Below are 14753 nucleotides of genomic sequence, written 5' to 3' on the forward strand. Positions count from 1 at the left end.
TCGGTGAAAGGGTTCTCAGCCGGTGAATCCCGGTACCACCAGGCCGGATTCGTATGCGATCACCACCGCGTGCGTCCGGTTCTGGGCGTGCAGTTTGGTCAGTACGTTCCCGACGTGGGTCTTCACCGTCTCCAGGGTGACCGTGAGCGACCTCGCGATCTCAGGGTTGGAGAGGCCGGTGGCCATCAGGCGCAGGACTTCTTCCTCGCGGCCCGTCAGCGCCGCCTTCGGCAGTGCGTCGGCGGAGTCGAGCGGGCGGGCCGCGACCATCCGGCGCAGCGCCGTCGGGAAGAGGATGGCCTCGCCCGCCGCCACCACCCGTACCGCTTCGGCGATTTCCCTGACCGGGCGCCGCTTGAGCACGAAACCGCTGGCTCCGGCGCTGAGGGCGGCGGTGACGTAGCTGTCGTTCTCGAAGGTGGTGATCACGACGACCTTGGGCGGATCCGCCAATCCCCGTGATTCGGCGAGGAGTTGGCGGGTCGCTTCGATGCCGTCGCGGCGGGGCATCCGTACGTCCATCAGGACCACGTCCGGCCGCAGCAGCATCGCCCGGTCGACCGCCTCGATCCCGTCGGCCGCCTCCCCGATCACCTCGATGCCCGGCTGGGCGCTGAGCAGCATGCGCAGACCACCCCGGGTCACCTCTTCGTCGTCGGCGATGAGGACGGTGAGGGGTGCGTCCGTGGCGGAGGGGGAGCCTGAGGGGGTGGCCGTCATGGGGACAAACGTACTGGCAGGCGGACCGCCAGCCGCCAGCGGTCGGGGCCGTCCGGGCCGGACTCGATCTCGCCGTGCAGGAGGTGTACGCGCTCGGCCAGGCCGGACAGTCCGCGGCCGGACTTGGGAAAGGGGGCCCCCGTTCCTGCGCCTGTCCTTGGTCCCGTTCGGTTGGTCACGGTCAGGTCCAGGCCGTCCGGAGCCGCCGCCACCCGGACCTCGACCGGGGCCTCGCCGCCCGCCCCGTGGCGCAGCGCGTTCGTCAGGCCCTCCTGGACGATGCGGTACGCCGCCCTTGACAGCGTGCCGTGCACCTGCGCCAGGTCGCCGGAGAGGTCCGGCTTCACCACCGCGCCCGCGTGCCGCATCCTGTCGAACAGTTCCGGCAGGTCGGCGAGGGTGCGGGTCGGGGCGGTGTCCGGTGCCGATGCGGATGCCGCTCCGGGCTTCGGCTGCGGCCTGTCCTCGCGCAGTGCGCCCAGTACGTAGTCCAGGTCCTCCAGCGCCGCCCTGGCCGACTCCTCGATGCTGCGCAGCGTGGCCCGTGCCGTCTCCGGGTCGGCGGTGAGGAGCTCGCCGGCCACCGCCGCCTGGATGGTGGTGGCGGTGAGGGTGTGGCCGATGGAGTCGTGCAACTCGTGGGCGAGGCGGTTGCGTTCGGCCAGTGCGCGTTCGCGTTCCGACGCCAGCGCGAGCCGTTCGGCGGCCGAGGGGCCGAGCAGGCGCGGGGCCAGCCGGCGCAGCGCACCCGTCACTCCCACGCACACCACCGCAGCCACCAGTACGCACCCGAACGCGACCGCCCAGCTCAGCCAGCCCCCGTTCACCCGTACCGACCAGTCGAACAGGACCAGCTCCGCCTCACTGTCCAGCCAGCCCCCCGGCAGCGTCAGCCCCGCGAGGAACAGCACCCCGCTCAGCAGCGCCGCCACCCACCCCAGCGCCACGTGCAGCAGGAGCCAGAGCGGGGTGCGCCAGCGGTCCGGCGCGCCCGTTGAACCTCGTACGCCAACGCCAACGCCAACGGCAACCGGATCCGGCAGCGCCACCCCCAGCAGCCGCCGGGCCACGGGGACCACCAGCTTCCGCGTCGCAGGGACGAACCCGGCCGCCCCGATCAGCACCGCCCACACCACCAGCGTCACGACCGCCTGCACCACGTAGGGAGCCGACCGCAGCGCCATCGTCGGCACCATCGCGAGCAGCAGCGGCGGGACGCTCGCCAGCGCACCGCCCAGGGCGAAGAGCGCCCCCGCATATGTGGAGCCGCGCAACAGCGGCCGAATTCCCCTGATGATCACAAACGGTAATTATGGGCGGGCTGCCCGGCCACGGCCTCCCCCGATCGGGGGAGCGACATCTCCCGCCTTTCCGCGATGTGCTCACGGGCCCCCGGAAACCATGATCGAGTCCTGCCCGGTCGACGGAGAGCCGACCGAAAACGGAAGGACGGCAGCAGATGGAGATGGTCACGACGGGATCGCCGTATCCCAGCCGGACGGGCCCCACCGGGACGGAAAAGAAGAACGGTCCGGCCGTCGCCGCCCTGGCCCTGGGCGTCATCGGCCTCCTCTGTTCGCTCGTCCTCGTCGGCGGCGTACTCGGCGCCATCGGCCTGGCCCTGGGCTGCATCGCCCTGCGCACCGCCAAGCGGAACGGGGTCGGCCTCGCCATGGCGGTCACCGGAATGGTGACGTCCGTCCTCGCGATCGTCGTCTCCGTGCTGCTCGTCCTCTTCCTCGCCTGGTACGCGGACAACACGCAGGAGTGCTATAGGCCGGACAGCCTCCAGCAGTACGTGCAGTGCGTTCAGCAGCAGCTCAACAGCAAATGAATTTCCGCCGATTCCAAAGGAGTTGACCCATGTTTGAGCAGCAGCAACAACAGCAAAAGCAAAAGCAACAGCAACGGCGTTCCTGGCGAGCCGCCACCGCCGCAGTCACCGGTGCGGTCGCCGTGCTGACCGTCGGCTTCCTGGCGATGGGCACCCTCGCCCCGCCCGCCACGGCCACCGCGCCCGCCGCATCCGCCACCACCGCCAAACCCGACCCCGTACAGCAGAGCCTGAACGGCCTCGTCCGTACCTACGGCCTGCCCGCCGCCCTCGCCACCGTCAAGGACCGCGACGGCCGCACCCGTACCTACACCGCCGGGGTCGGCGACCTGACCACCGGCGCCAAGGTGCCCAAGGACGGCCAGGTGCGCATCGGCAGCAACACCAAGGCCTTCACGGCGGTGGTCGTGCTGCAGCTCGTCGCCGAGGGCAAGGTCCGCCTCGACGCCCCGGTCGACGCCTACCTCCCCGGTCTGGTGCGCGGCAAGGGGATCGACGGCCGCCGCATCACCGTCCGCCAGCTCCTCCAGCACACCAGCGGCCTGCCCGACTACGGCAACGCGGTCGACGACGACGTCATCCAGCACCGCTACTTCGAGCCCCGCGACCTCCTCGACAGCGCCCTCACCCGCAAGGCCGATTTCAAGCCCGGCACCAAGTGGGCGTACAGCAACACCAATTACATCGTGGCCGGCCTCCTCATCCAGAAAGTCACCGGCCGCCCGTACGCCGAGGAACTCGACCGCCGCATCATCAAGCCCCTCGGCCTGCGCCACACCTACTTCCCCGCAGCCGGTGACCGCACCATCCGCGAACCCCACCCCAAGGGTTACCGCCAGGACTCAAAGGGCGGCCCGTTCCGCGAGGTCACCAGGATCGACCCCTCCGGCGGAGGGGCCGCCGGCCAGCTGATCTCCACCAACACCGACGTCAACCACTTCTACGGCGCCCTCCTCGGCGGACGCCTCCTCCCGGCCGCCCAGCTCGCCGAAATGCGCACCACCGTCCCCATGGGCAACACCGGTGCGCGGTACGGACTGGGGCTCGTCAGCCGCCCCCTGTCGTGCGGCGGCGTCTCCTGGGGGCACGGCGGCGACATCCTCGGCTACGAGACCCGGGGCGGCGTCACCGAAGACGGCCGCGCCGCCAACATCGCGGTGACCGCGGTCCCGGGCGACCCGGCCACCACCGAACGCGTCCAGAAGGCCGTGGACACGGCACTGTGCCGGGCGGGCGGCCAGGGGAAATCCTGATCGGTCAGTCGGTCTCCGCGAACACCGCCGGATCGTAGGCGCGCACGCCCTCCTCCGGCGTCCACACCGCCGCCAGCGGCATCAGGTCCTTGATCCAGACGCTTCGTACGCCCTCGGGCGTGGGCAGCAGGACCCGGATGTCCGGGTGGTAGTCGAAAAGGATCTGCCGGTCCCGGCCGCACGGGCCGACCGGGCCGCGCCCGCCGTCCCCGACCGCGACGATCGTCGTCAGCTCGCGGGCGCCGGACGCGCGGGCGTGGCCGAGGGCGACCAGTTCGGCGCAGGGACCGCCGAGGAAGTGGAAGAGGTTGATGCCCGCGTACATCCGCCCGTCGGCGGCGCGTACCGCCGCACCCATGGTGTGGATGCCGTCGCCGTTCTCGTCGGCGTCGGTGTGGGTGTCGACGGTCTCACGGGCGAGTTCGATGAGGGCGTGGTCGTCGGGGGTGAGGGGGCGCAGTTCCATGGGGTGGAGCGTACGACGCCGGGTCAGACGGCCCCGATCCCCATTCCGCGCAGGGTACTTACCGGACCCGTACTCCGTACAAGCGCGCTACGTCCGTCCCGGTGCCGGTGCCGGGGTCGCGGTGTCGGTGATGGGCCGTGGTGAGGGCGACTCCAGGGCTTGCAGCATCGGTATTTGCAGGGCCAGCGCGATGACGGCGGCGATCAGGTGTCGTCGGGGGACGTACGTGGACATGGTGGAGCTCCCCTCGCTGATAGCGGTGCGGTGCGGTGCGATGGCGGCAGTGGTGCTTGTGGTGCTGCTGGTGGGCGTTTTCCGGTACGTCGAAGGTAGGGCGGCGAGGGGGGTCCTGGCGTCACACCACGGGGTCAACTCCCTTGCCATACTTGAGTAGCAGGGCGGCTACGGAGATGGGGTGACTCGCCGGTACGGCGATACCTTGGGCGCGACGGCCCGGCCGCGGGCGGTCGAGGGAGGCGATTTCCCGTGCCCCGATTCCCCTCGCGAGGGTCCTCCGACCCGGACCATGAGCCCCGCAGCAGCCCCACCCCCAAGCCCCGCCCCGGACTCTTCCTCGCCGGACTCGCCCGTCAGCGCAGCGTCCAGCTCACCGTCGGCGGTGCGGCTCTCCTCGTCGCGCTGCTGTTGCTGCTCGCGCGGGACGCGCTGCCCTTCGACTGGCCTGCTCCCGGGGCGTCCCGCACCGTTTCCGGGCGGCTCGGGGACGCGGCGCTGGCGTTCGTCGAGTTCGTGCTGCTCAGCCTCGTCGTGTACGCGCTGACCCGGAAGCGCGAGATTCCCGGCATCGCCGCCCGCGCCCCCGAGCGGGACCTGGCCCGCCGCGAGACCCTGCTTCTCCTCGCGTACGGCGCTCTCGGACTCGCCCTCGGGTACGGGCTCGCCAAGGTCCTCGGCTGGCACGCCTTCGGGTTCCACCTCGCCGGGTCCATCTACGGCACCCACGAGCACGTCGCCGTCGGCGAGGCCATCGGCTGGGCCGCGTACAACCTCGTCGTGTACGCGGTCCTGCCGCTGCTGTACTTCGGCCGCAGGTACACCGCCGAGCAGCTCAACCTACGGTCCAGCAACCGCCGTTCGGACGTCACCGTCATCCTCGTCGTGCTCGTGCTGGAGACCGTCGTGCAGGTCGCCGCGCTCAAGCCGGAGATCTTCGACCTGAGTGGACGGCAGCTGCTGCTCGGCGTGCCGCTCACCTTCGTGCTGTATCTGGCGGGGGCCGTCCTGCCCGCGATGGTCTTCGTCTACGCGATCCTCGTGCCGCGCTTCCTCAGGCTCACCGGATCGGCCGCGACCACCGTCATCCTCGGCGGGCTGACGTACACCGCCCTGCATCTGTGGGACGCCTGGACACTCTTCGACTCGCCCGGCGACGCCCTCCTCTCGCTGGCGTTCCTGCTGGTCACGTACTTCGTACCGGGAATGTTCAAGACCGTACTGACGCTGCGGACCGGCAATGCGTGGGTGCACGTGTGGGCGTACCACGCACTCGCCCCACACACCCTCGCCGATACGCCGAGCATCGTGCACATCTTCGGCATCAAGCCCTGAGGGCCGGGTGACGAGGGTCAGGCCGTGAGTCTGCGCACGCGTCGTGCCATCCTCCGCACCGTCGCATTGCGCGGTACGAACGCGAGGCGGCGGGGCAGGCCGCCCGGCAGGGCCAGAGCGGTCAGGCGGCGGCGTTTGAAGTAGCGGCGGGGGGAGTGGGTGCGCAAGTAGCTTTCCGCGTGCGGGCGTTGGGAAGCGAGGATCTGGGACTGCATGGCGTAGCCGACCGCCAGGACCAGGGGCTCCGGGTCGACGGGGGGCGGGGCCGGGGAGGTCGACTCCAGGTCCGGGAGGAGGGCGTCGGCCAGGGTGACGGGGATGCGGTTGCTGTTCTCGTACGGGGTGAGGCGTTCGAGGAGGAGTTCCGTGCCCACCCGGGCCACCGGAATCCCGTAGAACGCGTGTGCCGTGAAGAGTGCCGTCGAGAAGCAGCCGACCACCAGGGCCGGGCGGAGCCGGCGGTACAGCACTTCGGCGAGCAACGGGGCGTCGTAGACCGAGAGTTGGGCGCCGAGGAGGTGTGCCTCGCGCTCCAGGAGGTGCGACCAGCGGGCCGGGGCGGAGGGGTGCGGCTTGAAGATGACGCGCCGATGGCCCCGGGCCACCGCACCCCGCAGCATGCGGACGTGCAGCTCCTCCTCTTCCTCCGGGGTGAGGATCGAGAGGGCCGAGAGGTACTGGCCGAGGAGCAGGACGGGGGGCTCGGACGGCTCCACCAGGTCGGCGCTCTCGTCGGTGAGTTCGGTGAGGACCTTGAGGAAGCTGGCGGTGGGGACGATGTCCGGCTCCACGTCGAACTCGCGCAGCAGGAGCGGGCGCAGGCCGGGGACCAGGTCCAGGTGGAGGAGGCGGCGCACCCGGCCGCCGATGAGGGGGTCCAGCTTGTTGCGGGTGGGGCCGTAGCTCATCAGGCCGTCCGCGTAGACGTGGATCGGGGCGTCCGGGAAGAGCTGGGCGATCGCCTGGGCCGGGGCGACCTGGAGGGATTCCAGGACCAGGGTGAGGTGCTCGTCGGGAGCCAGGCCCCATTCGCGCCTCAACTGGCGTTCCCAGAGCGGGACGTCGTCGGGGCGGGGGGTCCAGCCGACCGGGTGCATCGGGGCGATCGTCGCGTTCCAGTCGCGTACGTCGTCGAAACGGGTGCGCAGCCGGTCGAAGCCGGGGGAGTCGGTCAGGGGCGGGGTGGTCTCAGGCGTGGCCGCGTTGTTGCTGGTCAGGAGGATGCGGCGGTCGGCGGGCGGGAAGCTGCCGCTGTCGATGGCGGCGGCGAGGGTGGCCGTGCCGTACGGGGTGGAGGCCAGGAAGATCTGAGTGGTGGTGGCGGTAGCGGTGATGGTGGTGGTGGTCGTCGTCGTCATCAGGCGGCCGTCCTCGTTGCCGTTTCCGTTCCCGTCCCCGTCCTCGTGCCCGTACCTGCCCCGGTTCCCGCCAGGCCCCTGCGCAGTCTGCGCAGGCGGCTCGCCCGGTCCGTGTCCATCGAGTTCAGGGCGTCCGCCAGGATTTCCTGGGGCATTCGCCGCAGTGCCGCCGCGCTCATCGCCCGCAATTTCCGCGCGACCGCCGGTTCGAATCGTTTCGAATCCTCCGCGTTGGCCACATGGTGGGAAATGATCGCGCAGTAGGTGCGTACCGCCTTCGGAAGAAGGGAACTGGCATCCGCATCCCGTGCGGTTTCCTCCAGTACCTGATCGAAAGCGCGGATGAAATCCAGTTGTCGTACGTCCCCGATCTGGGTGAGCGAAGAGGAAATTCCCCGGCGGTAGAAAACTCCGAGGAGCCCCACGACGGCGAAGGATTCCGCCTCCCTGTGCAGCCGCCAGATCCACGGCCGGTCCTCCGCCGTGCGCAGCCCGTCCGTGAAGTGGAGCAGCCCCCGGTTCAGGAGCCGGCGGTGGTAGATGCCCGCCCAGGCGTACGCGTAGTCGACCGCCGTGGAGCGGGTGGCCGGCAGGATCGCCTCGCGCGGCGACATCGACTCGCCCCGCCTGCCGTGCGGCACCCGCTGCACCGTGCGCGCGCGGCCGGTGCACACGACGTGGTCGGTGCGGACGAAATCGCAGCCCAACTTCTCGATGGTGTCCACCAGTTGGGTGTAATAGCCGGGGGCCAGCCAGTCGTCCCCGTCCAGGAAGGTGAGGTACTCGCCGCGCGCCGCGTCGAGTCCTGTGTTGCGGGCCGTCGCCAGTCCGCCGTTGCGCTCGTTTCTGAGCAGGACCGCACCCGGCAGTTCACGTTCCGCGCGGCGCAGGAGCTCCGGGGTCTCGTCCGTCGAACAGTCGTCGACGAGAAGGAATTCGAAGTCGTCGCGCGCGTTGGCGCGCAGACTTCGCAGGGCATCTGGGGCGTATGTCTGCACGTTGTAGAACGGCACGACGACGGAGAGCTTGACCACCCGCCGGACATTAGGGCGCGGGGACGGATCAGGGGTGAACTGCTCATGACCCGAAGGTGAATCACCTCGTGGAAATCCCCTTCACTTTCCCGTCGGAGCGGGCTGTCGATTGCTGTTAACCCGCTGTTGCTGCCGAGTTGGGCCGAGAACCGGAACCGTTCCCTAGTTTTCTCGTCGTGCAAGCCAGAACAAGAAGCGGTAATTCGCTGCGAGTTGCCGTACTCGCGGATTCGGACACCCGTTGGAAATGGGGTGCGCTCACTGCCCGGAGGACAGTCGGTGACGACCCCGGGGCATCCATCACCGGTTTCCTGCTGCGCGGCCGGGCAACCCCCACCGCGCGCCAGCTCACCGAAGTGGCCAGTGGGGTGGAGGCGCCGCACGAGGTGACCGGCACCGAGTTCATCGACCGCGTGCGCACCGACCCGTACGCCTTCGACGTGATCGTCCTCGCCCTGGTCGGCGGCTCGGTGCAGGCACTGCTGCACGGACTCGCCCGCCTCTGGCCGCACCCCGCCCGCCGCCCGGTCCTGATGACCGGATACGTCGGAGTCGTCTACGAGAAGCTCGCCGACGGGCTCCTGCTGCGGCACGGCGCGGACCTCGTGCTCGCCAACTCCCCGTACGACGCGGACAGGTTCAGGGAGGTGTACGACGGCGTAGGTGCCGACTCCGGCTGTGTCACCGAGGCCGCCCTGCCCTTCCTGGGCGGCACCCCGTACGGCGGCGTCGCCGACGCGGTCGTCTTCGCGGCGCAGCCCTCCGTGCCCGAGAAGCGGGCCGACCGCGCGTACCTGCTGCGCCGGCTGGTCGGCCACGCCCGGCAGCACCCCGGCCGCGAGGTCGTCCTCAAACTGCGCAGCAAGCCGGGCGAACACACCACGCACATCGAGGAGCTGCCCTACCAGCGGCTCGTCCGCGACCTCGCGCCGCCGCCCAACTTCCGGCTCGCGTACGGCCACATGGGCGAGGTGCTCGACCGGACCGGGCTGCTGGTCACGGTCAGCTCCACCGCCGCGCTGGAGTCGATGCACCGGGGCATCCCGACGGCCGTACTGACCGACCTGGGCGTCCGCGAACCCCTCGGCAACCACTACTTCCTCGGCTCCGGCTGCCTCACCTCCTGGGACCGCCTCGACGCGGGCCACCGCCCGGCCGCCGACCCCGGCTGGCTGCACCGGCACGGAGTGGCGCCGCGACCCGACCCGTACGACGCCGTGCGCGACAGGATCACCGGCCTGCTCGCCCGGCCCCAACTCCCGCCCCCCGCCCCCTACTACACCCCCGCGACGGCCACCGGCTACCTCCCCGGCATCCTCGCCCGCCACCGCCTCGACGAGGCCCCGCCGGAGCAGCTGACCGGGATGCGCAGGGTCGTCCGCGACGCACTGCGGGACGCGGCCAGGGGCGCCTACCGGCACGGGGTGCAGCGGGTGGCCCCCGTAATCCGACGCATGGGAGAGCTATGAGTACCCGAGTCCTGGCCGTGATCCCCGCCCGGGGCGGCTCCAAGGGCGTCCCCGGCAAGAACCTGGCCGCCGTCGGGGGAGTGCCCCTGCTGGTCCGCGCGGTACGGGCCTGCCTGGCCGCCCGCCAGGTCACCGAGGTCGTGGTCTCGACCGACGACGACCGCATCGCGGAACTCGCCCTGTCCGCGGGGGCGCAGGTGGTGCGCCGCCCCGCGCTGCTGGCCGGGGACACCGCGACCACCGAGGCGGCGGTGCTGCACGCACTGGACGCACGCGAGGGCGTCCACGAACTCCCGTACGAAGTCGTGCTGTTCGCGCAGTGCACGAGCCCCTTCCTGTCCCGCGAGGACGTGGAGGGGGTCGCCGGAGCGGTCCTGGAGGGCGCGGACACGGCGGTGACGGTGGCGCCGTTCCACGGCTTCGTGTGGCGGGAGGCGGGCGCCCCGGACGCGACGGACACCGCGTCCGCCGCCCCCGCCTCGTACGGCGTCAACCACGACAAGACCACCCGCCCCCGCCGCCAGGACCGCCCCCAGGACTTCCTGGAGACCGGCGCCGCCTACGCCCTGCGCGTCGACGGGTTCCGGGAGCACGGGCACCGGTTCTTCGGACGCACCGCACTCGTCCGCACCGACCCCGCCCGCGTCCTGGAGGTCGACGACCCCTGCGACCTCGACCGGGCGCGCGCCCTCGCACCCCTCCTCGACCCTCCCGCGCACCCCACCCGCGCCGACGTCGACGCCGTCGTCATGGACTTCGACGGTACGCAGACCGACGACCGCGTCCTGGTCGACGCCGACGGACGCGAGACCGTCGCCGTGCACCGGGGCGACGGGCTCGGCATCGCGGCCCTCCGGAAGGCCGGGCTGCCACTGCTCACGCTCTCCACCGAGCGCAACCCGGTCGTCGCCGCCCGCGCCCACAAGCTCCGCATCCCGGTCCTGCACGGCATCGACCGCAAGGACCTCGCACTCAAGCAGTGGTGCGAGGAGCAGGGCGTCGACCCCGCCCGGGTCCTCTACGTCGGCAACGACGTCAACGACCTGGCCTGCTTCGCCCTCGCGGGCTGGCCCGTCGCCGTCGCGAACGCCCACGACAGCGTCCGGGCCGCCGCCCGCGCCGTGACCACCACCCCGGGCGGCAGCGGAGCCATCCGCGAAATCGCCACCTGGCTCCTCGGCCCCACCCTCCAAGCCACAGCCCCACAGCCCCCGGACCCACAGACCCCGACCCGACTCCACACCCCGCCCGACACCTCTCTCCACACCCCGCTCAGCACCCCCACACCCCCCAACCCCCTCTAAGGACGCCCCACATGAGCAACACCGGCAACGCCACCACCGCCCGCCTCCGCACCCTCGGCGGCAAGACCGCGGGGCCCGGGCAGCCCGTCTACATCACCGGTGAGATCGGCATCAACCACAACGGTGACCTCGACAAGGCCCTCGCCCTGATCGACGCCGCCGCCGAGGCCGGCTGTGACGCCGTGAAGTTCCAGAAGCGCACCCCGGAGATCTGCACCCCGCGCGACCAGTGGGACATCGAGCGCGACACCCCCTGGGGCCGCATGACCTACATCGACTACCGCCACCGCGTCGAGTTCGGCGAGGACGAGTACCGCAGCATCGACGCGCACTGCAAGAAGCGCGGCATCGACTGGTTCGCGTCCCCGTGGGACACCGAGGCCGTCGCCTTCCTGGAGAAGTTCGACGTCCCCGCCCACAAGGTGGCTTCCGCCTCGCTCACCGACGACGAGCTGCTGCGCGAGCTGCGCGCCACCGGCCGCACCGTCATCCTCTCCACCGGCATGTCCACCCCGGCCCAGATCCGGCACGCCGTCGAGGTGCTCGGCAGCGCCAACATCCTCCTCTGCCACGCCACTTCGACCTACCCGGCCGTCGCCGACGAGCTCAACCTGCGGGTCATCAACACCCTCCAGGCCGAGTACCCCAACGTGCCCATCGGCTACAGCGGCCACGAGACCGGCCTCCAGACCACCCTGGCCGCCGTAGCCCTCGGCGCCGCCTTCGTCGAGCGGCACATCACCCTCGACCGCGCCATGTGGGGCTCCGACCAGGCCGCCTCCGTCGAGCCCGGCGGCCTCACCCGCCTCGTCCGCGACATCCGCACCATCGAGGCGTCCCTCGGTGACGGGGTGAAGCGGGTGTACGAGTCGGAGCTCGCGCCGATGCGCAAGCTGCGCCGCGTCCCCGGCGTGGTCGCCCAGTCCGCCGACACAGAGCCCGTGGGGGTCTGACTGCCATGACCACCCGCAGCGGAGCCCCCCGCCCCCCACGCGCCTCCCGCTCCACCGGCACCGGCACCCTCGCCTTCGTCGAGAGCCCCGTCCAGCTGCTCAACGTGCTGGAGTGGGCCCACACCGCGACGTACGACATGACGGAAGTGACCGTCGTGGTGCTGTCGCCCACCGACCCCATGTCGCGCGGCCAGCTCCGCCGGATGGCCGAGCTGGCGCGCGACGAGGGGTGCGCGGTGCGCTGGGAGGACGCCAGGGACGGGGCGGGGGCGCCGCTGCGCACCGTCGGCGGCCTCGCGGGCGCCCTGCGCAGGGCGGAGCGCGTCGTCATCGGCGACCCGTTCTCCCGCTACGTACAGCTGCTGCTGACCCTGGTCAGGGCGCCGTCACTGGTGGTCGTCGACGACGGCACGGCCACCATGGAGTTCGCGGGCCAACTCGCACGCGGCGAGCGCCTGGTGCGCTGGCACCGGCGCGGCGGCCGGCCGGGGGCGCGCGAGCTGCTGCTCGCCCCCGTCACCACCTCCGCGCGCCGCCGCCTCGCCCCCGGCCCCCGGCGCACCGTGGAACTCTTCACCGCGATGCCCGTCGCGGAGTTCGCGGACTCCCTGCCCGGCATCACCGTCACCGCCAACGACCTGGCCTGGACCCGCGCCAGGTTCGGCCCGCCCCGCCTCACCCGCACCGCCGACCTGGTCGGTACGTCGCTGGTGGAGACGGGCGTCGTCGACCCGGACCACTACCTCCGCGCGGTCCGCTCGCTCACCCGCAGCCACGGAGCCACCCGCTACTTCGCACACCGTCGGGAGAGCGCGGACAAACTGCACCGGCTGGCCGTGGAGACCGGGCTCGAAATCGTCCGCCCGGACCTCCCCCTGGAACTCATCGCCCGGCGCGGTCCCATCGGACGTACGATCCTGAGCTTCCCGTCCACCGTCGTACACACGCTCCCCAGGGCGCTCGTCGGGACCGATGTGAAGGTCGCCGTGTGCGACATCGACCCCGAGTGGCTGTCGGCCAATGCCTCTCCGCGCGCCCGCGGATTTCTCTCAGGGGTGGCGGAAACCGCCCGTGACGTGCGCAAACTTCGGGTGCTGCCGGTGACGTAAGGGACCAGTGGAAGAACCACGGGGCACAGAGCAAACCCCTTTTCTACCCGTCTCACATCGTGGGCACACCTCACTCCGTCATTTTTCTTACGCCTATCGGGCTGAAGTTTTGTTGATGGGTAGGCAGTTGGGGGTGAAGTGGGCCTACCGTTGACGGGGTGAACCAGTTGATCTCCCTCGTGTCCGAAGCCGGTCCCGACGCCGGAGACGATCTCCCCGGCACGCTGCCCGAGGCGCTGCGTGCCGAACTGATCGCATTCCGGCGGGACTTGCACATGCACCCCGAGCTGGGCAACCAGGAGTTCCGCACCACCGCCGCGATCAAGGCCCGTCTGGAGCAGGCGGGCCTCGCCCCGCGCGTGCTCGACTCCGGCACCGGTCTCGTCTGCGACATCGGTGAGTGGGACGGCGTGACGCCGATGCTCGCGCTGCGCGCCGACATCGACGCGCTGCCCATTCCGGACGCCAAGGTCGGTGTGCCGTACCGCTCGACCGTCCCGGACCGGGCGCACGCCTGCGGGCACGACGTGCACACCACCGTCGTCCTCGGTGCCGGACTGGTCCTGGCCGAGCTGCACAGCAAGGGTCAACTGCCGCGTGCGGTACGGCTGCTGTTCCAGCCCGCCGAGGAGGTCCTGCCGGGCGGTGCGGCGGACGCGATCAAGTGCGGGGTGCTCAAGGGCGTCGGACGCATGATCGCCGTGCACTGCGACCCCAAGGTCGACGCGGGACGTATCGGCCTCCGTACGGGACCGATCACGTCGGCCTGCGACCGGCTGGAAATCGCCCTTGACGGGCCCGGCGGCCACACGGCCCGCCCGCACCTCACGACCGACCTCGTGACGGCGGTGGCGAAGGTGGCCACCGAGGTGCCCGCGGTGATCTCCCGCCGGGTCGACGCCCGCACCGGCCTCTCCATCACCTGGGGCCGCATCGAGTCCGGCCACGCCTGCAATGTGATCCCGATGCACGCCGAACTGGCCGGCACGGTCCGCTGCCTGGACCTGGAGACCTGGCGCGACGCCCCCGACCTGATCCACGCGGCCGTCGCCGACATCGCCGACCTGCACGGCGCCAAGTCGCAGATCAACTACATCCGCGGCGTCCCCCCGGTGGTGAACGACGGCAACGTGGTCGACCTCCTGGTGAGCGCGATGGCCGCCCGCCGCGGCCCGTACTCCATCGAGGACACCGAACAGAGCCTGGGCGGCGAGGACTTCTCCTGGTACCTCGAACACGTCCCCGGCGCGATGGCCCGCCTGGGCGTCCGCACCCCCGGTGACACGGTCAAGCGCGACCTGCACCGGGGCGACTTCGACGCGGACGAGCACGCGATCACGGTCGGCGTCGAACTGTTCACCGCGGCGGCATTGATGGACGCACGACCCTAGCCCTACCAGCGGAGATGTGGGAGAAGTAGGGGAGCGAGAGACCGGACGAAGAGCGTCCCCGGTGACCGGAAGGCATCGGGGGTGCCCCCTTGCTGCCGTTTGTAGCTTCCTCCAAGACGGGTGGCTATGTCCGTTGTGAGTATGTACATTGCTTATGTACGACACACCCTGGTGATTCGAACGCGCGTCGATCCGGTAACGACTGATGAACAGGTCTTTACGCGACATCTACGCGCGTTACGATCGCCGCGAAACCAGCGCCGTTCAGAGGCGCTTCGGTCAGGTTGAAGGAG

Annotated in this window: 14 protein-coding genes; 8 read left to right on the top strand and 6 right to left on the bottom strand. The window is 71.0% G+C overall.

The window, feature by feature from the left end:
- Positions 1–15 precede the first annotated feature (15 nt).
- Both ACZ5PB_RS23405 and ACZ5PB_RS23410 read right to left on the bottom strand, forming a co-directional pair.
- Positions 16–720, bottom strand: coding sequence for a response regulator transcription factor (locus ACZ5PB_RS23405; RefSeq protein WP_468693671.1), 705 nt, complete (start codon positions 718–720; stop codon positions 16–18).
- Positions 717–1994, bottom strand: coding sequence for a sensor histidine kinase (locus tag ACZ5PB_RS23410; RefSeq protein WP_468693672.1), 1278 nt, complete (start codon positions 1992–1994; stop codon positions 717–719). Before ACZ5PB_RS23410 ends, ACZ5PB_RS23405 begins: the two co-directional genes overlap by 4 nt.
- 185 nt (positions 1995–2179) lie before the next feature.
- Here ACZ5PB_RS23410 and ACZ5PB_RS23415 point away from each other — a divergent pair, with 185 nt between their 5' ends.
- Positions 2180–2554 (top strand): DUF4190 domain-containing protein, encoded by a 375-nt coding sequence (locus tag ACZ5PB_RS23415; RefSeq protein ID WP_468693673.1) that lies wholly within the window; start codon positions 2180–2182, stop codon positions 2552–2554.
- A gap of 29 nt (positions 2555–2583) precedes the next feature.
- Positions 2584–3807 carry a serine hydrolase domain-containing protein gene (locus ACZ5PB_RS23420; RefSeq protein ID WP_468693674.1) on the top strand — a complete coding sequence of 408 codons (1224 nt, stop codon included), beginning with the start codon at positions 2584–2586 and terminating at the stop codon, positions 3805–3807.
- A gap of 4 nt (positions 3808–3811) precedes the next feature.
- Here ACZ5PB_RS23420 and ACZ5PB_RS23425 read toward each other — a convergent pair whose 3' ends face one another.
- On the bottom strand, positions 3812–4273 hold the full coding sequence (locus tag ACZ5PB_RS23425) for a cytidine deaminase family protein (RefSeq protein WP_468693675.1): 462 nt from the start codon (positions 4271–4273) through the stop codon (positions 3812–3814).
- Positions 4274–4360: 87 nt separating this feature from the next.
- Complete coding sequence (locus ACZ5PB_RS23430) at positions 4361–4507, bottom strand: hypothetical protein (protein ID WP_468693676.1); 147 nt, start codon at positions 4505–4507, stop codon at positions 4361–4363.
- 252 nt (positions 4508–4759) lie between these two features.
- Between ACZ5PB_RS23430 and ACZ5PB_RS23435 the strand changes: the two genes are divergently transcribed.
- Positions 4760–5842: a hypothetical protein gene (locus ACZ5PB_RS23435; protein WP_468693901.1), complete on the top strand. Its 1083-nt coding sequence runs from the start codon at positions 4760–4762 to the stop codon at positions 5840–5842.
- 17 nt (positions 5843–5859) lie between these two features.
- On the opposite strand, the gene ACZ5PB_RS23440 is transcribed toward ACZ5PB_RS23435, so the two are convergent.
- Entirely contained in the window at positions 5860–7200 is a 1341-nt protein-coding gene (locus tag ACZ5PB_RS23440) for an alpha-2,8-polysialyltransferase family protein (RefSeq protein ID WP_468693677.1), read from the bottom strand.
- Complete coding sequence (locus tag ACZ5PB_RS23445) at positions 7200–8234, bottom strand: glycosyltransferase family 2 protein (protein ID WP_468693678.1); 1035 nt, start codon at positions 8232–8234, stop codon at positions 7200–7202. The genes ACZ5PB_RS23440 and ACZ5PB_RS23445 overlap by 1 nt, the downstream gene beginning before the upstream one ends.
- Before the next feature lie 206 nt (positions 8235–8440).
- On the opposite strand from ACZ5PB_RS23445, the gene ACZ5PB_RS23450 reads away from it, so the two are divergent.
- The 5 genes from ACZ5PB_RS23450 to ACZ5PB_RS23470 all read left to right on the top strand — a co-directional run bounded on the left by ACZ5PB_RS23450 (position 8441) and on the right by ACZ5PB_RS23470 (position 14460).
- Positions 8441–9703 (top strand): DUF6716 putative glycosyltransferase, encoded by a 1263-nt coding sequence (locus ACZ5PB_RS23450; protein WP_468693880.1) that lies wholly within the window; start codon positions 8441–8443, stop codon positions 9701–9703.
- The gene (locus tag ACZ5PB_RS23455; RefSeq protein WP_468693679.1) at positions 9700–11007 is read left to right on the top strand and encodes a cytidylyltransferase domain-containing protein; all 1308 of its coding nucleotides are present in this window, start codon (positions 9700–9702) and stop codon (positions 11005–11007) included. The genes ACZ5PB_RS23450 and ACZ5PB_RS23455 overlap by 4 nt, the downstream gene beginning before the upstream one ends.
- Positions 11008–11018: 11 nt before the next feature.
- Positions 11019–11960, top strand: coding sequence for an N-acetylneuraminate synthase family protein (locus ACZ5PB_RS23460; RefSeq protein WP_468693680.1), 942 nt, complete (start codon positions 11019–11021; stop codon positions 11958–11960).
- 5 nt (positions 11961–11965) lie between these two features.
- On the top strand, positions 11966–13069 hold the full coding sequence (locus ACZ5PB_RS23465; protein WP_468693681.1) for a hypothetical protein: 1104 nt from the start codon (positions 11966–11968) through the stop codon (positions 13067–13069).
- Between the two features lie 158 nt (positions 13070–13227).
- A complete protein-coding gene (locus ACZ5PB_RS23470; protein WP_468693682.1) occupies positions 13228–14460 on the top strand; it encodes an amidohydrolase in 1233 nt (410 codons plus the stop codon).
- Positions 14461–14753: the final 293 nt, after the last annotated feature.

It is taken from the genome of Streptomyces sp. NPDC032721 (assembly GCF_055579625.1).